Annotated in this window: 21 protein-coding genes; 13 read left to right on the top strand and 8 right to left on the bottom strand. The window is 69.6% G+C overall.

The genetic code is table 11. From position 1 onward, the window contains the following. Positions 1 to 14: 14 nt before the first annotated feature. Positions 15 to 440 (top strand): hypothetical protein, encoded by a 426-nt coding sequence (locus ACLJQM_RS31315; RefSeq protein WP_410633948.1) that lies wholly within the window; start codon positions 15 to 17, stop codon positions 438 to 440. Here the strand turns inward: ACLJQM_RS31315 and ACLJQM_RS31310 are convergent. Continuing rightward, complete coding sequence (locus ACLJQM_RS31310) at positions 418 to 1,263, bottom strand: DegV family protein (protein WP_360774497.1); 846 nt, start codon at positions 1,261 to 1,263, stop codon at positions 418 to 420. The two genes, ACLJQM_RS31315 and ACLJQM_RS31310, sit on opposite strands and share 23 nt — an antisense overlap. A gap of 242 nt (positions 1,264 to 1,505) precedes the next feature. Between ACLJQM_RS31310 and ACLJQM_RS31305 the strand changes: the two genes are divergently transcribed. The 4 genes from ACLJQM_RS31305 (at position 1,506) to ACLJQM_RS31290 (ending at position 5,103) form a co-directional block, all read left to right on the top strand. After that, positions 1,506 to 2,291, top strand: a complete 786-nt coding sequence (locus ACLJQM_RS31305; RefSeq protein WP_247013572.1) for an electron transfer flavoprotein subunit beta/FixA family protein — start codon at positions 1,506 to 1,508, stop codon at positions 2,289 to 2,291. Between the two features lie 28 nt (positions 2,292 to 2,319). Then, positions 2,320 to 3,279, top strand: a complete 960-nt coding sequence (locus ACLJQM_RS31300; protein WP_410633945.1) for an electron transfer flavoprotein subunit alpha/FixB family protein — start codon at positions 2,320 to 2,322, stop codon at positions 3,277 to 3,279. Between the two features lie 160 nt (positions 3,280 to 3,439). Beyond that, positions 3,440 to 4,222: a GNAT family N-acetyltransferase gene (locus ACLJQM_RS31295; protein WP_410633943.1), complete on the top strand. Its 783-nt coding sequence runs from the start codon at positions 3,440 to 3,442 to the stop codon at positions 4,220 to 4,222. Beyond that, complete coding sequence (locus ACLJQM_RS31290; protein WP_410633942.1) at positions 4,219 to 5,103, top strand: lysophospholipid acyltransferase family protein; 885 nt, start codon at positions 4,219 to 4,221, stop codon at positions 5,101 to 5,103. The genes ACLJQM_RS31295 and ACLJQM_RS31290 overlap by 4 nt, the downstream gene beginning before the upstream one ends. 51 nt (positions 5,104 to 5,154) lie before the next feature. Here ACLJQM_RS31290 and ACLJQM_RS31285 read toward each other — a convergent pair whose 3' ends face one another. After that, positions 5,155 to 6,057 carry an NADP-dependent oxidoreductase gene (locus tag ACLJQM_RS31285; protein ID WP_410633940.1) on the bottom strand — a complete coding sequence of 301 codons (903 nt, stop codon included), beginning with the start codon at positions 6,055 to 6,057 and terminating at the stop codon, positions 5,155 to 5,157. A 151-nt stretch (positions 6,058 to 6,208) separates the two neighbouring features. Between ACLJQM_RS31285 and ACLJQM_RS31280 the strand changes: the two genes are divergently transcribed. The 4 genes from ACLJQM_RS31280 (at position 6,209) to mnmA (ending at position 11,258) form a co-directional block, all read left to right on the top strand. Continuing rightward, positions 6,209 to 7,492, top strand: coding sequence for a helix-turn-helix transcriptional regulator (locus ACLJQM_RS31280; RefSeq protein WP_410633938.1), 1,284 nt, complete (start codon positions 6,209 to 6,211; stop codon positions 7,490 to 7,492). Positions 7,493 to 7,536: 44 nt separating this feature from the next. Beyond that, entirely contained in the window at positions 7,537 to 8,901 is a 1,365-nt protein-coding gene (locus ACLJQM_RS31275; protein WP_410633937.1) for an MFS transporter, read from the top strand. A gap of 64 nt (positions 8,902 to 8,965) precedes the next feature. Next, a complete protein-coding gene (locus tag ACLJQM_RS31270) occupies positions 8,966 to 10,162 on the top strand; it encodes a cysteine desulfurase family protein (protein WP_410633936.1) in 1,197 nt (398 codons plus the stop codon). Positions 10,163 to 10,166: 4 nt separating this feature from the next. Then, positions 10,167 to 11,258, top strand: a complete 1,092-nt coding sequence (gene mnmA / locus ACLJQM_RS31265) for a tRNA 2-thiouridine(34) synthase MnmA (RefSeq protein ID WP_410633935.1) — start codon at positions 10,167 to 10,169, stop codon at positions 11,256 to 11,258. 7 nt (positions 11,259 to 11,265) lie between these two features. On the opposite strand, the gene ACLJQM_RS31260 is transcribed toward mnmA, so the two are convergent. The 5 genes from ACLJQM_RS31260 to ACLJQM_RS31240 form a co-directional block, all read right to left on the bottom strand. After that, positions 11,266 to 12,540 (bottom strand): DUF222 domain-containing protein, encoded by a 1,275-nt coding sequence (locus ACLJQM_RS31260; RefSeq protein WP_396126594.1) that lies wholly within the window; start codon positions 12,538 to 12,540, stop codon positions 11,266 to 11,268. 215 nt (positions 12,541 to 12,755) lie between these two features. Then, on the bottom strand, positions 12,756 to 13,208 hold the full coding sequence (locus ACLJQM_RS31255) for a GNAT family N-acetyltransferase (protein WP_410633933.1): 453 nt from the start codon (positions 13,206 to 13,208) through the stop codon (positions 12,756 to 12,758). Between the two features lie 10 nt (positions 13,209 to 13,218). Further along, positions 13,219 to 13,620: a GNAT family N-acetyltransferase gene (locus tag ACLJQM_RS31250; protein WP_410633931.1), complete on the bottom strand. Its 402-nt coding sequence runs from the start codon at positions 13,618 to 13,620 to the stop codon at positions 13,219 to 13,221. A gap of 79 nt (positions 13,621 to 13,699) precedes the next feature. Beyond that, entirely contained in the window at positions 13,700 to 14,743 is a 1,044-nt protein-coding gene (locus ACLJQM_RS31245) for an MBL fold metallo-hydrolase (RefSeq protein ID WP_410633929.1), read from the bottom strand. Positions 14,744 to 14,848: 105 nt separating this feature from the next. Beyond that, entirely contained in the window at positions 14,849 to 15,676 is an 828-nt protein-coding gene (locus ACLJQM_RS31240; RefSeq protein ID WP_360774469.1) for a phospholipid scramblase-related protein, read from the bottom strand. A gap of 134 nt (positions 15,677 to 15,810) precedes the next feature. Here ACLJQM_RS31240 and ACLJQM_RS31235 point away from each other — a divergent pair, with 134 nt between their 5' ends. From ACLJQM_RS31235 to ACLJQM_RS31220, 4 genes are all read left to right on the top strand, one after another. Beyond that, on the top strand, positions 15,811 to 16,848 hold the full coding sequence (locus ACLJQM_RS31235) for a methionine synthase (protein ID WP_360774466.1): 1,038 nt from the start codon (positions 15,811 to 15,813) through the stop codon (positions 16,846 to 16,848). 77 nt (positions 16,849 to 16,925) lie between these two features. Next, positions 16,926 to 17,630 (top strand): hypothetical protein, encoded by a 705-nt coding sequence (locus ACLJQM_RS31230; RefSeq protein ID WP_410633927.1) that lies wholly within the window; start codon positions 16,926 to 16,928, stop codon positions 17,628 to 17,630. An 11-nt stretch (positions 17,631 to 17,641) separates the two neighbouring features. Beyond that, on the top strand, positions 17,642 to 19,825 hold the full coding sequence (ligA, locus tag ACLJQM_RS31225; RefSeq protein WP_410633926.1) for an NAD-dependent DNA ligase LigA: 2,184 nt from the start codon (positions 17,642 to 17,644) through the stop codon (positions 19,823 to 19,825). Further along, on the top strand, positions 19,818 to 20,312 hold the full coding sequence (locus ACLJQM_RS31220; protein WP_410633925.1) for a GNAT family N-acetyltransferase: 495 nt from the start codon (positions 19,818 to 19,820) through the stop codon (positions 20,310 to 20,312). Before ligA ends, ACLJQM_RS31220 begins: the two co-directional genes overlap by 8 nt. Positions 20,313 to 20,378: 66 nt before the next feature. Here the strand turns inward: ACLJQM_RS31220 and ACLJQM_RS31215 are convergent, their stop codons facing one another. Then, entirely contained in the window at positions 20,379 to 21,032 is a 654-nt protein-coding gene (locus ACLJQM_RS31215) for an amino acid-binding protein (protein WP_247013516.1), read from the bottom strand. Positions 21,033 to 21,139 lie beyond the last annotated feature (107 nt).

Below are 21,139 nucleotides of genomic sequence, written 5' to 3'. Positions count from 1 at the left end.
CTCGTTCCGTGGTCATGCAACGGACCATCACCCGCCTTCTGCTCGTCTTCTCCGGCCTCGTCGAGGCCGTGGTCGGAATATGGCCACTGGTGTCGCCCATAGGCTTCTACCAGGACTTTCCCGGCTTCCGCACCGGCTGGGTCGCCATGGACGGCGCCTTCAACGAGCACCTCCTGCGCGACTTCGGCGGCCTCACCCTGACCCTCGCCGCGCTGCTGGTCGGAGCCGCCGTGATCGGCACCACAGCGGTGGCGCGGCTCGCCGGCGTGGCGGGGCTGCTGTTCGGCCTGCCGCACTTCCTCTACCACCTCGGCCATGTCGCGCACTTCGAGCGGATCGACCAGGTGCTGATCATCGCGACGACCGGGCTCGGCGTCGTCGTGCCGCTCGTGGTCCTGCTGGTCCCGGGCCGGCGCGTCAGCCCACCGGCGACACCGTGATGCCGAGCGCGCCGGGGCCGAGGTGCGCGCCGATGACCGTGCTCGCCTCGACGACCATGCTCTCGGCCATCGCGGGCACCCGGCGTTCGATCTGCCTGCCGATCTCCAGCTCGTGGTCGCTGGCCCCGAACCGGGTCACGGCGATGTCGGCGCGGAACCCGCCGGACTTCTTCACCGCGAGGTCGACCATCTTGGCCAGCGCCCGCCGCGTGCCGGGGACCCTGGCCAGCGGCGCGACCTCGCCGTCCTTGACCGTGAGCAGCGGCTTGATCGAGAACGCGGTGCCGAGCATCGCCTGTGCGGCGCCGATCCGCCCGCCCCGGCGGAGGTACTCCAGCGTGTCGACGTAGATGAACTCGGTGCTGGTGGAGCACCGGCGTTCGGCGGCTTCGATGACGCGCGCGGCGTCCGCGCCGGCCGCGGCCGCCCGGGCTGCCGACACCACCGCGAAGCCCAGGCTCATCCCCGTGGTTCGGCTGTCGAGGACGTGCACCGGGATGCGGACCTGCTGCGCGGCGTCCCGGGCCGCGCGGACCGTGTCGGACATGCGGCCGGAGATGTGGATGCTGACGATGGCGGTCGCGCCGGCGGCGGCCGCTTCCTGGTAGGTCCAGAAGAACGCCCCCGGATCCGGGGGCGCGGTGGTGATCATCTGTCCCGATCTCATCGCGTCGATGACCTCGCCGCGGTCGTAGCGGTTTTCGTCGTCGAGGTGACCACCCAGGTTCAGCTGGATCTGGACGACCCCGATGGCCCAGCGGGACGCGACGATGTCGGGCAGGCAGGAACTCGAGTCGGTGATGACGGCGATGCGCGCGGGCATGGTGGGGGAGGTTAATGCCTGACACCCACCGCGAGTAGGCCGTGGTTGGTCCGATCGGACGAACGGCAGTTCAAGCGGGGTAACCGGTCGACTACCGGGACGATAGTCCCATTAGATTGCTCATCCAGGTGAATGGCGTCACCTCGGCGGGTACTCAGGGCGGAATGGCCCTAATCTACCGGCCAGTAGAGCACTGACCCGTGGTCGTCCGCGGGGCACAACCGGGAGGTCGAAGCAGACCCATGACGAACATCGTTGTCCTGGTCAAGCAGGTACCGGACACCTACTCGGAGCGGAAGCTCAACGGGACCGACCACACCCTTGACCGTGAATCCGCCGACGCCGTGCTCGACGAGATCAACGAGAAGGCCGTCGAAGAGGCGTTGAAGATCAAGGAAGCCGGCGAGGGCGAGGTCACCGTGATCTCGGTGGGCCCGGACCGCGCGACCGACGCCATCCGCAAGGCGCTGTCCATGGGCGCCGACAAGGCCATCCACGTCTCGGACGAGGCGCTGCACGGCTCCGACGCGATCGCCACCGCCAAGGTGCTCGCCGCCGCGATCGGCAAGGTCGAGGGCTTCGACCTGGTCATCGCCGGCAACGAGTCCTCCGACGGCCGCGGCGGCGCCGTCCCGGCGATCCTCGCCGAGCTGCTCGGCCTGCCGCAGGTCACCTACGTGCGCGAGCTGAGCGTCGACGGCTCGACGATCAAGGCGACCCGCGAGACCGAGGACGGCCTCACGCACCTCGAGGCGAGCCTGCCCGCGATCGTGAGCGTCGGCGAGAAGATCAACGAGCCGCGCTACCCGTCCTTCAAGGGCATCATGGCCGCGAAGAAGAAGCCGGTCGAGACGTTCACCATCGCCGACCTGGGTGTCGACGCGGGCGAGGTCGGTCTCGGCAACGCATGGTCCGCCGTGACCGAGTCCGCTCCGAAGCCGCCGCGCACCGCGGGTGAGAAGGCCGAGGACGAAGGTGACGGCGGCACCAAGGTCGCCGAGTACCTGGTCGGCCAGAAGCTCATCTGACAACGGCTCTTCGAGGAGGAACAAGAACATGGCTGAAGTACTCGTCCTCGTCGACCACGTCGACGGTGAGGTCAAGAAGGTCACGCTCGAGCTGCTGACCGCCGCTCGCGCGCTCGGTGAGCCGTCGGCCGTCGTCGTCGGCCCGACCGGGACCGCCGCCAAGGCGAAGCAGGCGCTGGCCTCGCACGGCGCCGCCAAGGTCTATGTCGCCGAAGGTGACGACGCCGCGAACTACCTGGTCACGCCGAAGGTGGACGTGCTCGCCGCGCTCGCGCAGCAGGCGTCCCCGGCCGCCGTGCTCGTCACCGCCAGCGGTGAGGGCAAGGAGGTCGCCGCCCGCCTGGCCGTGCGCCTGGGCTCCGGCCTGATCTACGACGCCGTGGGCGTCAACGGCGACGGCGTCATCGACCAGTCCATCTTCGGTGGCGCGTTCTCGGTGAAGTCCAAGTCCGTGAAGGGCGCGCCGGTCGTCTCCATCCGCCCGGGCGCGGTCGAGGCCGAGCCGGCCGAGGGCGCGGCGGCCGAAGAGACCGTCGAGATCCCCGCGGTCGACGCGGCGAAGGCCACCAAGATCACCGGCATCGAGCCGGTGACCGGCGGTGACCGTCCGGAGCTCACCGAGGCCTCGATCGTGGTCTCCGGTGGCCGTGGTGTCGGCTCGGCGGAGAAGTTCGACGTCGTCGAGAAGCTGGCCGACTCGCTCGGCGCGGCTGTCGGCGCCTCGCGTGCCGCGGTCGACTCCGGTTACTACCCGGCGCAGTTCCAGGTGGGCCAGACCGGCAAGACCGTGTCGCCGCAGCTGTACATCGCGCTCGGCATCTCCGGCGCGATCCAGCACCGCGCCGGCATGCAGACGTCGAAGACGATCATCGCCGTCAACAAGGACCCGGAGGCGCCGATCTTCGAGATCGCCGACTTCGGCATCGTCGGCGACCTGTTCAACGTCGCGCCGCAGCTGACCGAAGCGGTCGCGAAGCGCAAGGGCTGATCCTGCACGTCGGAAGGGCCTCCCGGGACGTCCCCGGGAGGCCCTTTTCGCGTTTCCAGGACCTGAGAGAAGCCTGAGAACCCGCCATTAACTGAACGTGCACCAATCGGTCATCGGATGGCACTCTCCGCGGCTTCCGACGCGCGGGTACACCTTGACCATGACGACGTCACAGCTCCTCGTCAGCACTGATCAGGCGGGTGCCGAGCTCCCCGCGGACGCTCCCCGGTACTCCCTCCTCGTCGCTCACGCGAACGATGAAGTGGTCGCCGCGCAAAGGCTGCGGTACCGCGTTTTCGCCGAGGAAATGGGGGCGCGCTTGCACTCGCTCCGGCCCGGTCTCGACGTGGACGAGTTCGACGAGTTCTGCGACCACCTGGTGGTCCGCGACGACAACACGGGCGAGATCGTCGGCTGCTACCGGATGCTGCCGCCGGAGCGCGCCGCGCGGGCCGGGAAACTCTACGCCGACAGCGAGTTCGACCTGGGCGCGCTCGACGGGATCCGGCCGCACCTGGTCGAAACCGGCCGCTCGTGCGTGCACCCCGACCACCGCAGCGGCGCCGTCGTCAGCCTGGTCTGGGCCGGCATCGCCCGCTACATGCTCCTTTCCGGCCACCGGTACCTCGCCGGCTGCGCGTCCGTCCCGCTGGCCGGCGACGGGTCCTTCGCCGCCGGCGTGTGGGACCTCCTGCAGGCCAAGCACTACTCGGACGAGGCCACCCGCGTCTCGCCGCTGACCCCGTGGGACGCGTCGGCGATCGAACGCCCGGCGCGCGCGACGCTGCCGCCGCTGATCAAGGGCTACGTCCGGCTCGGCGCCAAGGTCTGCGGACCGCCCGCCCTCGACGCCGACTTCGGTGTCGCGGACTTCTTCGTCCTGCTGGACCTGCACAACGTCGACGAGCGGTACCTGAAGTTCTTCCTCGGGACCCAGGGATGAGCCACTCCTGGATGCCGACGTCCCCCTGCGGCGACGGCTGCCTGACCGACGGCGACGCGGTCGTCGGCCTCCCACGCCGGGTCCTGCGCTTCGCGGCGGCGATCACCGCCGTGCTCGCGGCGCTGCTGTCGGCGCCGCTGCTGCTGGTGCCGTGGGGCCGCGAACGCCGCATCCGGCTGATCTTCCGCGGCGTGCTGCGGGCGTTCGGCGTCCGCCTGGACGTCCACGGCGGCGCCGACTTCCTGACCGCGCCCGCCGGCCGCGGCGCGCTGGTCGTCAACAACCACATCTCGTGGCTGGACATCGTCGCGATCAACGCGCTGCGCCCGATGCGCGCGCTGGCCAAGAAGGAGATCGCGGGCTGGCCGGTGCTCGGCGGCCTGGTCCGCCGCGGCGGCAGCATCTTCCTCGACCGCGAGCGGCTGAAGACGCTGCCCGCCACGATGGCGTCGCTCGCCGACGCGCTCCGGACGGGTTCGCTGGTCAGCGTCACCCCGGAAGGCACCACGTGGTGCGGCCTGGCCTCGGGCCGCTTCACGACGGCGACGTTCCAGGCGGCCATCGACGGCGGTGTCCCAGTGCGCCCGATCGCGCTCCGGTACCGCCTCGCCGACGGCCGCGAGACCAGCCGCCCGGCGTTCATCGGCCCGGAGTCGCTGATCGCTTCCCTGCGCCGGGTCGCGGCCCTGCGCGGACTGGTCCTGGAACTCCACATCTGCCCGGAGATCGCCCCCGGCCGCGCGGAGGACCGCCGCGAGCTGGCGGCCCTCGCCGAGGCGGCGGTCCACTCCGCGCTGGGCACGGTCCGGATCCCGGCCCAGCAGCGCCGCCGTACGCCGCGCCGTCAGCCGGCGCCCCTGGCTTCGCCTCCCGCGAAGTGATCCGGGCCCTGTCGCCGCGATCCGGCGACAGGCCCGGGTCGGCCGGCGTCCTCAGCCGACGGTGATCGTGAGCTTCCCGCCGGGGTGCCCACCCTCGCTTTCGACCTGCGCGGCGGCCGCTTCGGCGAGTGGGTAGCTCTTGCCGTGCGCGAGGCCGACCCCGCGCTCGGTCACCCAGCCGGCGATCCCGGTCAGGACCTCGCGGGTCTGCTCGCCCCCGCTGGAGAACGGGATCCCCAGCTCGAAGGCAGCCGCGTCGGCGATCGTGATGACGCGCTCCTGGGAGCCCCGCAGCTCGACGGACCCGGGCAGCACCCCGTGCCCGGCGGCGTCGAACACGGCGTCGATCGGCCCGGACGCGGCCTCGCGGACCCGCTCCTGCCAGCCGTCGCCGTAGAGCACCGGAACGACGCCCAGCGACTTCAGGTCGTCGAGGCTCCGGCTCCCACCCGTCCCGATGACGGTCACGCCCTGCGCGACGGCGACCTGCGCGGCGAACCGCCCGACCGTGCCGCTGGCGCCGTGGAGCAAAAGCGTCTCGCCTTCGCGGACGCCGAGCAGCCCGAGGACGCGTAGCGCGGTCTCCCCGGCGACCGGCAACGCGGCGGCGTCCGCCCACGAAAGGCTCGAGGGCTTCGGCGCGAGCGTCTTGGCCAGCGCGTACTCGGCGTAAGCGCCGGTCTCGGACCAGCCGAACACCTCGTCGCCGACGGCGAAGTCCGCGCCCGCACCGACGGCGTCGACTACCCCGGCGACCTCGAGCCCGGGAGTGTGCGGGAAGGGCACCTGGAAGTTCTGCTGCATGAAGCCGTTGCGGATCTTCCAGTCGATCGGGTTGACGCCGGCGGCCCGCACGGCCAGCCGCACCTGCCCCGGTCCGGGCTCCGGCACCGGCACCTCGGACAGCTGCAGGACGTCCGGCCCGCCGTAAGCGGAGAAGGTGATCGCTCGCATGGTGTTCGGCACTCCTCGGTTGGTGAGTCTTCGAATGTCCTCTGCACCTCAGTCAACTCGCCCTGCCTGCTCTACCGAACCACCCGGACGAGCAGTGTTCACTAGCCGGACGAGCAGGCCGTCCGCCGCCGGACGCGCCTACCTTGGGGCCATGGACGCTTCCTGGTCGGATCCGCGGCACGTGCTCGACGTCGTCGACCGGCTGCTGTCGGCCCCGCGCCCCCAGTTCTTCAGCCGGTTCTCCACGGAGCTGGGGCGGCTCGTCCCGCACCGCGCCGCCGCGATGCAGACCGGCGACTGCCCGCGCAGCCCGCTCAAGGTCATCGGCGACGAGACGATCACCGCCGCCGTGACCAGCGCCGAGCTCCAGCGCCTGGTCGACCGCAGCGAGCCGGGCAAGGCCCTGGTCATCGACGGCGACCTCGGTGGAACCGAACGCCGCATCGTCCTGCTCGCCTCGACGCCGGCGATCGGCAAGGGCTCCGTGCTCGCCGTGGTGCCGGAAGCCGGGGAACTGCGGTCCGCCGACCTGGAGCTGGCCGCGCAGCTGTGGCACATCGTCAGCACGGACGCGGCCCAGCGCGCGACGGACCCGGGCCCCGACGTCCTGGCCAGCAGCCTCGCGGCGGCCTCCGCCCGAGCCCAGGCGATCACCGACCTCGGCCAGACCCACGCGGCGACGTTGGCCACCCTCCTGGCGGTACTCCGCTCCGGCCGCCTCTCCGACACGGTCGCCCGCCGCACCGCGGTCGACGTGGCCGCCGACGCCCTGCTCGCCCTCAGGGGCGTGGTCGACCGCGACCAGGCCCTGTCGGCGGAACAGGCCGACGCGGCCTTCGCGGTGCTGAAGGCGCAGCTCGCCGACCTGGTCCGCCACACGGAGGTCGACGTCGACCTCGCCGACCCGATCGGCGACGCATCCCTCCCGCAGGACATCGCCCACACGGCCCGCACCCTGACCCGCGGCCTGGTGCTCGCCGCGTTGGACCGCCCGACGACCACCCGCCTGCGAGCGTCCTGGCGCCTGGACGGAACCCTGCTCCGCATCACGGTCCGTGACAATTGCCCGGAGGTCGCGGACGCGATCCCGGCCCGCGGCCTGACGGACCGCCTCACCGCCCTCGGCGGCCACTGGGAGCTCGACGCGGTCCCCGGCTGGGGCACGACGGTCACGGCGGTCCTCCCGCTCGGCGTGGCCGAACCCCCGGAGCTGCGCCCGCTGGACCGCCTCAACCCACGCGAGCTCGAGGTCTTGTCGGGAATCTCCCAGGGCTCGCGCAACCGGCAGATCGCCGAACAGCTGCAGCTCAGCGAGCACACGGTCAAGTTCCACGTCCGCAACATCCTCGACAAGCTGAACGTCACCTCCCGCGGCGAGGCAGCCGCCCTGGCCCGCGACCTGCCCCTGGAACCGGCGGCCCACCGCACGGCCTGAGGAGGCTTGACCTCCAGCGCGCTGGAGGTTGCACGCTGCCGATCATGGCCTCGACGATCGGCTCCGCACCCCGCCGCAGCGTGCTTTGGAGTGCGGAACACCGGCTGACCACGATCGCTCTGTTGTTGGTGGTCACGTTGGTCGCTTTCGAGAACATGGGCGTGGCAACGGCGATGCCGACCCTGGTAGCCGACCTCGACGGCCTGGCGCTGTACTCGTGGCCGTTCACGATCTTCCTGATCTCCAGCGTGGTCGCCACGGTGCTGTCAGGCCGCATCGGCGACCGCCGCGGCCCCGCCCCGGCGCTGCTCGCCGGCCCAGCACTGTTCGCGGCCGGCCTCGTCGTCGCAGGAACGGCGAACGTCATGCCGGTGTTCCTTCTCGGCCGCGCCCTGCAGGGCTTCGGCTCGGGGCTGCTCCTGGTCTCGGTCTCACTCCTGATCGCCCTGACGTTCACCGACCACGAACGCCCGGTGATCTACGCCGCCAACGCGGCCGCATGGGTCCTGCCGGCGGTCATCGGCCCACCGGTGGCCGGCCTCCTGACAGTGACCATCGGCTGGCGCTGGGTCTTCCTCGGCCTGGTCCCGCTCGTGGTCATCGGAGCGACCATGCTGACCGTGGTCGTCCGACGACTACCCACGCACACGCCCGCGGTCGACGGCCGCCGCGCAAGCGTGCCCCAGGCAATAATCGCCGCCCTCGGCGTCGCAGCACTGACGTGGGCGGCCCAGCACCACTCCTTCCTCGCCCTCGGCTACGGCACGGTGGGCCTCCTGGCCCTGGCCTACGCCCTCCGAACCCTCCTGCCGATCGGAACGCTGACCGCCCGCCCCGGCCTGCCGACAGTCGTCGCCTCCCGCGCCTTGATCGCGGGCGCGTACGCCGGAATGGAGGCCTACCTACCGCTGACAATGAGCGCAGTCCACGGCTACAGCCCGGCTCTCGCCGGCCTACCCCTGACGATCACGGCTCTGGGCTGGTCCGCAGCTTCGGCAGCCCAGGGCCGATACCTCAACTGGTCGAGAGAGGCCTCGCTGCGCACGGGGTTTTGGCTGGTCGCGGCCGGACTCATCGGCTTCGGCCTGGTCTCCCAACCTTGGTGCCCCGGCTGGCTCGCATTCGTGGCCTGCGCAGTCGGTGGCGCCGGCATGGGCATCGCGATGCCGGCGATATCCGTTCTCCTGCTGCGCTACTCACCCGAGGGTGAACGCGGGTTCAACACCTCGGCGATGCAGCTCGCCGACTGGGTGGGCTCGGCCTTGCTGATCGGCCTGGGCGGCGTCCTGCTCGGCGTGGTCGGCTCGGTCCTCGACCCCTCCCCGGCGATGGCCCTGCTCACAGTGGCATTGGTGGCACTCGCGCTACTGGGGGTCCGGCTGACCGGGCGGTGGCCGTCGAAGGTGTGACAGCCCACTTACAGGACCAGGGTGGGCTTGGTCACGCGCCGGAGCGGACTACCCTGATGGAGCGATGACCTATCTCGACCACGCGGCGACCACTCCGATGTTGCCCGAAGCCATAGCGGCGATGACCGAGGCGCTGTCCACCGTGGGCAACGCCTCCGCGCTGCATTCTTCGGGCCGCCGGGCTCGGCGCATGGTCGAGGAAGCCCGCGAAACGATCGCTGACGCGCTGGGCGCTCGTCCCTCCGAGGTGATTTTCACCGGCGGAGGCACCGAGAGCGACAACCTCGCGATCAAGGGCATCTACTGGGCCCGTAGCGAGGAACGAGAGCAGCGCCGTCGGGTTTTGTGCGGTGCCGCGGAGCACCACGCAGTGCTCGATACCGTCGAATGGCTCGAGGACCACTGCGGCGCCGAGGTCGTCCTGCTCGACGTGGACAGCCAGGGACGCGTCTCGCCCGACGTCCTCCGCGCTGCCATCGCCGCGGACCCCGAATCCGTGGCCCTTGCCACCGCGATGTGGGCCAACAACGAGGTCGGCACGATCAACCCGATCGCCGAGCTGGCGGCGATTTGCGCCGAGTTCGAAATCCCGTTCCACACTGATACGGTTCAGGCTGTCGGCGCTGTTCCGGTCGATTTCGCCGCCAGCGGTGCGTCGGCGCTGACGCTGACCGGGCACAAGCTTGGTGGTCCGCTCGGTGTGGGAGCACTCCTTCTCGGGCGGGATGTGACTTGCGCGCCCCTGCTGCACGGCGGCGGTCAGGAACGCAACGTCCGCTCAGGCACCTTGGACGTTCCGGCGATCGTGGGTTTCGCGGCCGCAGTCCGAACCAGTGTCACCACCCGATCTGACTACGCCAAGCGCGTCGAGGGGCTGCGGGACGAACTCGTCGAGGCTGTCCAACGCGAAGTGCCTGACGCTGTCCTCAACGGGGGAGAGGGCGAAAGGCTGCCCAGCCACGCTCATTTCACCTTTCCAGGATGTGCCGGCGACAGCCTGCTGATGCTGCTCGACGCCAAGGGCATTGAATGCTCGACGGGATCGGCGTGCACTGCAGGCGTCGCCCAGCCGAGCCACGTGTTGCTCGCCATGGGAGCAGATCCGGCGGCGGCCCGTGGTTCCCTTCGTTTTTCCCTTGGCCACACATCCACTGCCGCGGATGTCGAGGCAGTGGCTAGCGAGATCGGTGGAGTCGTCCTGCGCGCACGGCAGGCCGGTCTCGCCGGAATGCGCAAGCAGACCCAGAAGCAAGAGGTGTAAGGCAATGCGGGTTTTGGCCGCGATGAGCGGAGGAGTGGACTCGGCGGTCGCCGCGGCGCGCGCGGTGGACGCCGGGCATGACGTCGTCGGCGTACACCTGGCGCTGTCGGCCAAACCGGGGACGTTGCGGACCGGCTCGCGCGGGTGCTGCACGATCGAAGACTCGCACGATGCTCGACGAGCCGCGGATATTCTCGGCATCCCCTTCTACATCTGGGATTTCGCCGAGCGCTTCACCGAGGAGGTCGTCGAGACCTTTGTCGGTGAATACGCCGCCGGACGCACTCCCAACCCATGCGTGACCTGCAACGAGAAGATCAAGTTCGAGGCTCTTCTCGAGAAGGCGATGGCGCTTGGGTTCGACGCTGTCGCCACCGGCCACTACGCGCGCCTCTCTGTCGTCGACGGCGTGCCTGAGTTGCGTCGTAGCGCGGACAGCGGCAAGGACCAGTCCTACGTGCTCGCCTCCCTCACGGCTGAACAGCTCAGCCACGCCATGTTTCCCCTTGGTGATTCCTGGAAGTCAGATGTCCGGGTCGAGGCGGAGCGGCGTGGCCTGTCCGTTGCCAACAAGCCCGACAGCCACGACATCTGCTTCATCCCGGACGGTGACACCAAGAAGTTCTTGGAGAACCGTCTGGGTCAGCGTCCCGGTGAGCTCGTCGACGCGGAGACGGGTGCGGTCCTCGGCCGGCACACCGGAGTGCACGGATTCACCATCGGCCAGCGCAAGGGCCTGGGGATCGATGCTCCGGCGCCGGACGGCCGCCCGCGGTACGTCCTGTCGCTCGAGCCGGTGTCCGGCTCCGTCAAGGTCGGCCCTGTAGCCGAGCTCGGCGTTGATGTGATCGAGGCCGATCGGGCGATTTGGCCCAGCGGCAGGCCGCTGACCGAACCGACCGAGTGCGTGGTTCAGGTCCGGGCCCACGGAGGCATCGTCGACGCGGTCGCCGACGTGGATTCCGACACCATGACAGTGCACCTGCGTGAGCCGCTGCGTGGAGTCGCTCCGGGCCAGGTCGTCGTTCTCTACCGGCCGGATTCCGAAGACGGTGACCTCGTTTTGGGCAGCGCGAAGATCTCGGGTACGCGCTGACCACCCATCACTTCCGAGCTTTCTTCCGGCTTCGGTTGCCTCGACGTCGATCCGGCTGGATCGACGGTGGTGTCGTCGAATGCACCTGCCCCGCCGGCGTCGCGACGTTCACGGTGCCGTCCGAGCTGACTTCGTAGTCCCAGCCGGGCTGCCTCTTCAGGTTGCGGTGCCGTGAGCAGTAGGTGACGGGCTGATCCGGCGTCCCTTCGGGCCCGCCCTCGGGACGCGTCGCTTCGACCCCGCAATTCTGTGCGGGACGTGTGCATCCCGGCTGCCGGCATTCCTGATCCCGGACCCGGATGAACTCGTCCTGGTGGAGGGGATAGCGCGTCGGCGAGAGTTCGAGTGCCTGGCCGGTACGCGGGTCGGTTAGAACCCGTCGCAGTGCCGTGTCGGGTCCGCCGATGATGTGGCGGGCCACCGCGGCGGCGATAGGCCCGCGACCGGCCAACGCCGCCGGCGTTTCGCTGATGCCGAGGTAGGTGTCCAGGTCGATGTGCAGGAAGACCTCGGTGCGCTCGCTCGGACCGCCTGTGCCGCTGAGCAGCAAATCCATGGCCACATCCGCGCGGAGCTGATCGAGGGTGCGCGCCTCCTCCGGAGTCTTCAATGCCCGAGCGGCCCGATCGATGCGGGCATAGGCGGCGGTCGCCTTCTCGGTGGGTGCGTTGTTGACCGAAAGGTGGGTCACGCCGGTGTCCTGGTGATGCAGTACGAATCGCCGCTCGACCAGTTTCTGCTCGGTGCGGAGCGCGGCCCCTTCCGGATCGGCTTGCGCGGCCGCGTAGGTCGCTGCGCGGCGAACCTGCGTGGCGTTCCTTCCCTGCACTCGATCTTCGAGCGTCGCGTCGACGGCGCCTACGTGTTCTTGGGACAGCCAGGCCGTCGCGTCGGTGACCTTCATGGCGCGGTACAGGTCGAGTCTGCCGTCGTCCATGAGGTTCAACATGCGGGGAAGCCGGACGATCAGTGCGCTGGCCGCGGAAACGATGGCTCTGGCGCGGTGTTCCGTTATGGACAGGGCGAGTGCTACTTCCGAAGCCGCGCTGGGCGCCCGTCTCCGTCGCACGCTCAAATTTGCGATCGCTCTCAGCTGAACAGCTTGCAGCTTGGAGATCTCCGCGTCGGTGTCGCGGATGAGGTCGACGACTTGGTCGTCTTTCATACGCTGCAACGATTCCGGATCACATCGGACCGATCGCAGCATCATGGGGAGTCTGTCGTCACTGCCCGAGGGGTCGGTTGCAGGGACGAGCTTGTGGACTGGTTGTGAAGGTGCCATGAGTCCGACCGTACGACGGCTCGCAACGAAAGTCATCGAGATTCGCGGGAAAGGGTGGTGAAAGGGCGCGAACGGTCCGTTCGCGCCGTTCGCGGCTTGACGTAATAAGATTCATTCGGAATCGTCGCGTGCGTGGGCGTCCGTGTCTGGGCGTACACGAGGCGAATTGAGCAGCTGAGAGTCCGAAGTGGACTGATTCGAGGTTGGTGGGTGGGTTAGAGCTTGAGTTTGAATCCCGTGTGGCTCGGTGTGAAACCAAGGCGCTCGTAGAAGCGATGTGCGTCGGTTCTGGAGGTATCCGACGTGAGCTGCACGAGTGCGCACCCGCGACGCCGTGACTCGGTGATCGCCCAATGCACGAGGTCGGCGCCGAGTCCGGAGCCGCGGTGGTCGGCGTGGATCCGTACGGCCTCGATCTGACCGCGAAGCGCCCCTCGTCGGGCCAGTCCGGGAATGATCGTCAGTTGGAGTGTTCCCACTGGTTGGTCACCGTGCGCGACGACGACCAGGAGTTGGTTGGGGTCCGTGACGATTTCATCGAAGGCACGTAGGTAGGGATCGAGGTCGGTGGGATCGTCTCGGGTAGCACCTAACTGGTCGTCCGCCAGCATGCGCACGATCGCACCGATGTCCTCACGTCTTGCCTTGCGGATCACGTATTCGGTCACGGCGCCAGTATCACAGCGCGCGGGTGAACCCTTCATAGCTGTGCTCGAAACCGAAGCGTGCGTAGAACTCTCGTAGATCGCCACGGGTGAGGCCGGAATCCAGGTGGACGCGCGTGCAGCTTCGTCGGCGGGCCTCGTTGATGCCCCAGGACAGAAGTGCGCTCGTCACGCCGCGCCGGGAAGCGCGGATGCCCTCGAGGAGGCCGCGGGCTGCTCCGTCCCACGAGAGCCCTCGAAGCACCGTCAGCTGGGCGGTGCCGACGATGCCGTTGTCGTCCTCGGCCACGACCAGCGTGACATGAGGGGTGTTCATGAGCTCACGGAGTGTGGCTGTCAGCTGCTCGCCCGATGCGCCGAACAGGCGCACGAGCGCCTCGATGTCCGTGGCACGGGCGCGTCTGATGACATCCATTTCACCCAGTATGCAGGACACCAGGCGACAGCTGACGCTGTTACGAGGCAGCTACTCCCGGTGCTGCCCTACGCTGTCGTCAAGCCACCGAGTAGTGCCGAACGCCGTCGACGATCTGCATGTTCAGTTTTCCTTGCGATGCCAGCAGGTCGAGGTGAGCCGCTGTTTCCAGCACCGCGAGCATCTGGTTGAACGAGTCCATTTCGGACAGTTTGCGGTTCCGGCGGGTCCAGCCGACCCGGTGCGCGGCTTCGTTGGCGGTCGTGGCCCCGGCGGCGATCTGCGAGCCCATCGTCTCGAGACGCTGCCGATGATGTTCCAGCAGTTCGTCGACTCGTGTGTGCACGCTGTCGGACACAGGGCCATGCGCGGGCAGCAGCCGGCGGTCCGGCATCGCGCGAACCAGGCGGAGGGATTCGATGAAGTCGTTGAGCGGCAACTCGGCGGGTACGGGCTGAAACCCGATCGAGGGCGTGATGTGCGGCAGCACGTGGTCGCCGGAGAACAACAGTTCGGCGGTGTCGTCGATGAAGACCACGTGCCCGGCCGTGTGTCCGGGAGTGGCGACGACGTCGAAGTCGCGACCGGGCAGGATCGGCCGGCGGCCCGGTGTCAGCCATTCGTCGGGCGCTTCCCAGAGATCGGCCTCCGTGTGGCGCCGGTCGGTGCCGAATTCCCGGGCGAGCGCTTCGACGACTTCGCCTGCCCCGGCCTGGAACAAGAGGTCGACCTGGGCCTCCATGGGCAGGCGGTCGGGATTGCCCGATGCCTTGAGCGAGGGCTCCTCGTCCTGGCCGAGGGCGATCTTCGAGCCGAATTCACGGCGGAGGACCACCGCCTGCGAATAGTGGTCCCGGTGCACGTGGGTCACCAGGAATTCGCTTACGTCACCGAGTTCCGCGCCGATGCCGCCGAGGGCATCCGCAAGCTGTTGCCGGGCCACGGTCAGCGCCCAGCCCGAGTCGACCAGGACCAGCTTCTCGCCATCGGTGACCGAGTAGACGTTGACCGCGCGCAGACCGTCGTTCGGCAGCGGCAGGGGGATCCGGTAGACACCGGCCGAGACTTCGTAGATCCCGGGCTCGGTCCAGTTCCTGTCGCTGTTTTCCGGCAACGGTTCCATGGTGACCTCCCGTCCCGGCGAGACTGCGGTGTCCCGGCCTTTCTTCACATTGAGCCGTGCCGGGCCCGCTGTCCACCTGGAGAAGATGAGACACCGGTCACTCGATCAGTCGGTGTCCTGCTTCAGCGCGGTGTCGATCGTGAGGGCCGCGGCGACGACCATGCTGGCCAGCGGATCCGGCAGCGGGTGGGGGATCTCCACGACGTAGTTGTCGGCTGTCGTGAAGGCGGCCTTGATGAAACCGCCCCACGTCTTGGTCACCCGGGCGACTTCGGTGCCGGCGTGGTCGCGGATCGAGAAGTTCCAGGCTCGCCAGTTTTCGGCGAAGATCCCGCCGACGGAGCGGCCGTCCACGACGAAGCCGAACCGGATCTTCCCGAAGACGTTCTCCTGGACGATCTCGCCGATCGGGGTCTCGTCGGCCCGCGTGACCAGGAAGCGTGACTTGAACACCTTGGCGGGGCGGGTCACCTTCAGCACGGTGCTGTGGTTGGCGTCGCGGACCTCGAACTTGTGGGTCAGGAACTGGTCGTACTTGGTCAGGAGCCGGATGGCCTTCTTCAGCGTGCTCTGGCCGACTTCGACGACGCCGCCGAGGCGGTTGCCTTGCTGGTCGAAGACGCCGAACTCGTTGGCCATCTCGATCAGCTTGGCGCGCTGGTTGACCACCAGCACCGGCTCGGTGAACAGGGTCCCGCCGCCGTTGTGCGCCGCGCCGCGGCCGCGTGTCGCGCGGGCGACCTGGTTCTGGATCCGACCGGGGTCGTGGCCGCGTTCGATGTCCAGCTCGATCGGCGTCGAGTCGCTCGGTGGTGGGGGCGCCTGGTGAGCGGGCCGGGTGTTGGCGGTCCAGGCCTGGCCGTCCCACCATCGGTGCAGACGGGGGTCCCGCGCGTCGGGGTACCAGCCCGGCTGCGGTGGCGTACTCGTCATGGCCGGTCAGCCTATCCGCGCGGACCCGCTTGTGGCGGCGGTAAACGGAAATGCGGCGAATGTCCGCATCGACGACGGCGGGCGAGGTGGCCCGGTCGGTGTCGTCGGCTGGTGGTCGACCAGAATGAGCGGTCGTGAGTGAGCGACTTTGGCCCCTGGGTGCCGCGACAGCGATCGGTTCGATGCCTGGTACCGATCCCGCGGAAGCGGCGGCGGTCGTGTTCGGCGAGCTGCCCGACTTCCCGCACCTACCCGAGCTGCCGGCCCGCGGTGTCGGGGCGGACATGCTCGGCCGGACCGCTGCGCTGCTGGTCGACCTGGCCGTCGACGTCGTCCCGAGCGGCTATCGCGTCGCGCCCCGGCCTGGTCACGAGCATCGCCGTGCGGTCGACCTGCTTCGCTGGGATCTCGACGCGGTCCAGGAGGTGCGCGAGAAGACCGGGGCCACCCCGCCGGTCTTCAAGGTCCAGCTCGCCGGGCCCTGGACGCTCGGTGCCGGGATCGAGCTGCCCAGGGGCCACCGGGTGCTCACCGACCACGGTGCCTTACGAGATTTCACGTCGTCCCTGCTGGACGGACTCGCAGTTCACGTCGCGGAGGTGCAGGCCAGGACGGGAGCGCCGGTGGTCGTCCAGTTCGACGAGCCGTCGTTGCCGACCGTGCTCGCCGGCGGGCTGTCGACGCCGTCCGGCTACGGGAACGTTTCCGCGGTGCCGGAGCCCGAGGCCCGTGACCTGCTCGCCACCGTGATCGAGGGCGCCCGGCGGATCACCGGCCGACCGGTGATCCTGCACTGTTGCGCCGGCAAGCCGCCGCTCGGTCTGCTGCGCGAAGCCGGGGCGGACGCGCTGGCCTTCGACCTGAACGCGCTCGATGGTGCGTCCGCCGCTTTCCTGGACGAGATCGGCGAGGTCTGGGACGGCGGGGCGACGCTGTTCATGGGAGCGGTCCCCACCACGGCACCTTCGTCTCCGATCAGCCTCAAGGACGTCGGCGAGCCCGCGTTCCGGCTGGCCGACCGGCTCGGCTTCAACCGCAGCGTCCTCGCGGAACGCGCCGTTCCCACACCCGCCTGCGGTCTCGCCGGTGCGACGCCGGACTGGATGCGCCGGGCCCTCGCGCTCACGCGCGATCTCGGCAAGGCCTTCGTGGAGCCGCCGGAGGGCTGGTGACGGATTCCGCTGACGTCCGCTTCGTCCGGCCAGTAGCGTGGCGGGGGTAGCCGACCTGACGAGGACCGTCCGCAACCATGCGCCTGTTTCGCCGCAAGAACGCCGTCGCCGACCCGCCCGACCCCCGTACCGCGTGGCCCGAGCAGCACGTGCCGGAGGACCCGGCTGCCGCCGCGGAGGCGTTCTGGCAGGGGTGGTTCGAGCTGCTCCCGCTGGTCAGCGCCGCTCTTGGCGAGGGTGAGCTGCACCGCGTGGAGCACGAGCTCTGCCAGCTGGTCGAGGCGCTGCACCCGCGGCTGCACTTCTCGCTCGAGCGTGGTCGTCAGGCGATCTACGCCCTGGTCGTGACCGGTCAAGAGGATCCGGAGATCCGGCCGTTCACCGACGCGTGGCGGGCCGCCGGGCCGCCGGACGACGCGATCTGGGAGTACCACGACTCGGTTCCGCCGGTGCCCGATCCGACCGAGGTCACGGTGAACCTCGGCGAGCGCCGGATCGCGCTGGCCGATGTCCGGGTCGTCGCGCAGGTCGACGAGGGCGAGCGCGTGGTCGACGTCGCCGTCTACCACCCGGGGTTCTCCGACCTCGACGACGTCACGCGGCGGACCATGACCTTCCTGCCCCTCGACGCCACATTGGGTGAACGTCTTGCCGCCGAACGACTACGGCGCGTCGAGACCGCGGAGGTCGAGCCGGCCGGTGCGATCACCCTTCTGGAGCTCCGTGAACTGGTCCGTGGGCTGGCCAGCGGGCCCGGCGAAAATGTCGGTGCCCCCGGCTAGGCTCACCACCCGTGAGCAGCACCGAACTCCCCCAGGACCAGATCGCGGCGGTCGACGCTCCGGTCGCCGCCGAGGACGTCACCGACGTCCCGGCCGACGTGCGCGAGCGGCACAGCGCCCTCGCCGAGGAACTGCGGAACCACCAGTTCCGCTACTACGTCCTGGACTCGCCGATCATCTCCGACGGGCAGTTCGACGAGCTCCTGGGCGAGCTCCAGCAGCTCGAGGAAGCGCACCCGGCGCTGGTCACGCCGGAATCGCCGAGTCAGCGGGTCGGGGGCACGTTTTCGACCGAATTCACCGCGTACGACCACCTCGAACGCATGCTCAGCCTGGACAACGTGTTCGACCGGGACGAGTTCCTCGCCTGGGTGGAGCGCGTCGAGAAGGAGGTCGGGCGCACCGAGTTCCTCGCCGAGCTGAAGATCGACGGCCTGGCGATCAACCTCTTGTACGAAAACGGCCACCTCACCCGCGCGCTCACCCGGGGTGACGGCCGGACCGGCGAGGACGTCACGCTCAACGTCCGCACGCTCGACCAGGTACCGGAGACGCTGACCGGCTCCGACCAGTTCCCGGTGCCCGCGCTGGTCGAGGTTCGCGGCGAGGTCTACTTCCGAGTCGAGGACTTCCTCGAACTGAACGCGAAGATGGTCGAAGCGGGGAAGCCGCCGTACGCGAATCCGCGCAACACCGCGGCCGGCTCGCTGCGGCAGAAGGACCCCAAGATCACCCGGGAGCGGCGGCTGCGGCTGATCTGCCACGGGCTCGGCAAGCGCGAGGGCTTCGAGCCCCAGCGCCAGTCGGAGGCGTACGACGCGCTGGCGGCGTGGGGGCTGCCGGTGTCGCCGCACAGCAAGGTCCTGTCGACGGCCGACGAGCTCACCGAGCACATCGTCTACTGGGGCGAGCACCGGCACGACGCCGAGCACGAGATCGACGGCGTCGTCATCAAAGTCGACCAGGTGACGTTGCAGCGGCGGCTGGGCACGACGTCGCGCGCGCCGCGCTGGGCGATCGCATACAAGTACCCGCCGGAAGAGGCCATCACCACGCTGCTGGACATCCAGGTCGGCGTCGGGCGCACCGGGCGGGTGACGCCGTTCGCGGTCACCGAGCCGGTCAAGGTCGCCGGGTCGACCGTGGCCAGGGCCACGCTTCACAACGCGGAAGAGGTCAAGCGCAAGGGCGTGCTGATCGGCGACCGGATCGTCATCCGGAAGGCCGGCGACGTCATCCCCGAGGTCCTGGGGCCGGTGGTGGACGCGCGCACGGGCGACGAGCGCGAGTTCGTCATGCCGACCCACTGCCCGGAATGCGGTACCGAGCTCGCCTACCAGAAGGAAGGCGACAAGGACATCCGCTGCCCGAACACGCGGTTCTGTCCCGCGCAGCTGCGGGAGCGGCTCTTCCACCTGGCCGGGCGCGGCGCGTTCGACATCGAGGTCCTCGGGTACGAGGCGGCGGTCGCGCTGCTCGACGCGCGCGTGGTCGCCGACGAGGGCGATGTCTTCGATTTGAACGAAGAGAGCCTCGCCGAGGTGGAGCTGTTCCGCACGAAGGCCGGCGATTTGTCGGCAAACGCGCGAAAGCTGATCGCCAACCTCGACGCGGCGAAGGACCGGCCGCTGTGGAAGGTGCTCGTCGCGTTGTCGATCCGGCACGTCGGGCCGACCGCGGCGCAGGCGCTGGCCCGCGAGTTCGGCTCGATCGAGCGGATCGAGCAGGCCACCGAGGAAGAGCTCGCCGACGTCGACGGCGTGGGCCCGACCATCGCCCGCGCGACGCGGGAGTGGTTCGAGGTGGGCTGGCACTGCGAGATCGTCGAAAAATGGCGACGCGCCGGCGTGCGGATGGAAGAGGAGCGTGACGAGTCGATCCCGCGCAACCTCGAAGGGCTGTCGATCGTGGTGACGGGCTCGCTCGACGGCTTCTCCCGCGACGAAGCCAAAGAGGTCATCATGGCGCGTGGTGGCAAGGCCGCCGGGTCGGTTTCGAAGAAGACCGCGTTCGTCGTCGTCGGCGATGCGCCTGGTTCGAAATACGACAAGGCCGTGCAGCTCAAGGTGCCGGTGCTCGACGAAGCCGGCTTCCGCGTCCTTCTGGAGCGGGGGCCCGAAGCGGCGCAGGAGATGGCGCTGCCGGCCGGCGACGAGACCGAGGAGACCGACGAGTCCGGGGAGACGGATGGGTGACGTCGAGATCCGGCCGCCGCGGCCCGAGGAATACGCCGCGGCGGGGGAGGTCACGGTGCGGGCGTACGACGTCGATGGTCACCTGGGCGGTGACGTCGGGTACGACGCCGTGCTGCGTGACGTCGCGCGGCGGGCCGAGCAGGCCGAGGTTCTCGTCGCCGTCGATGGCGTGGGGGAGGTGCTCGGGACCGTGACCGTCGTGCTGCCGGGGTCGGGGTTCGCCGAAATTTCACGTCCCGGCGAGCTGGAGTTCCGGATGCTGGCGGTGGCGCCGTCGGCACGGGGACGGGGCATCGGTGAGGCGTTGACCAGGGCCGTGCTCGACCGCGCTCGGGCGCTGGGCGTTCCGCGGGTCGTGCTGAGCAGCCTCGAGGGCATGCGCAGCGCGCATCGGCTCTACGAGCGGCTCGGGTTCGCGCGCCTGCCGGAGCGGGACTGGCGGCCGTTTCCGCACATCAGCCTGATCGCCTACCAAATCGACGTCTGACCTGGGGCTGGTCGAAAAAGGGACGAGCCTGCGTGGGCTCGTCCCCTGATCGATCCGCTCCGCGGGTCAGCCGTCGAGGACGACCGCGACGATGCCCGCGAGGTGGGCGAGCCGGGCGACTTCGGCAGCGCGGAAGGCGGGGCCGCCCGGGCGGGCGACCAGCAGTGCCTTGCCCGGCTTGCCGAGCGGCGTGGCGGCCAGCTCGGTGCCGAGCTCCTTCCACGTCTCCGGGATCCAGGCCTCTTCGCCGTCGAGGACCGTCGCGCGCTCCAGCGGGAGCCACGGCAGGTCGGTGATCGGCGTCTCCGGGGCGGCGCTCGACGACGCCAGCCGGACCGCGCCGGTTTCGGCGTGCTCGACGATCATCGCCCAGCCCGCGCGCACGATGCGGGGCACACCCTCGGCCAGGATGTCCAGCCCCGACTTCGGCTGGGCGGCGATCTCTTCGACCAGTTCGAGCTCACGATGCGTGTCCAGGACACCCGCGTAGGGCCGGACCGCGTCCACCTCGACGCCTTCGACACTTTCCGCCGCCGTGATCAGCGCGTCGGGCAACCGGCCCGATGGCAGCTCGACGACCAAGTCGTCCACGGCCACTCCGGTGCCGCGCTCGACGACGTCCACGCTGAGGATGTCGGCGCCTACCGTGCCGAGCGCCGTGGCGACCGCGCCGAGGGTCCCGGGGCTGTCCGGAAGGAGGACCCGGATCAGGAACGACACCACGCGCCCCTCTCGCCTATGGCGTCCCAGCCTTGCCGTGGGACGCTCGATGCCGGTCGCCGATTGTGACAGACCCGCCCGGCTCGCGGGACCTGCTGTCCGGCGGG

This window comes from Amycolatopsis sp. cmx-4-83 (assembly GCF_046548815.1).
In the GTDB taxonomy this organism is placed as follows: Bacteria; Actinomycetota; Actinomycetes; order Mycobacteriales; family Pseudonocardiaceae; genus Amycolatopsis; species Amycolatopsis pretoriensis_A.
The sequence above is the reverse complement of the archived record's forward strand: the minus strand, read 5'-3'. Positions and strand labels throughout refer to the sequence as shown.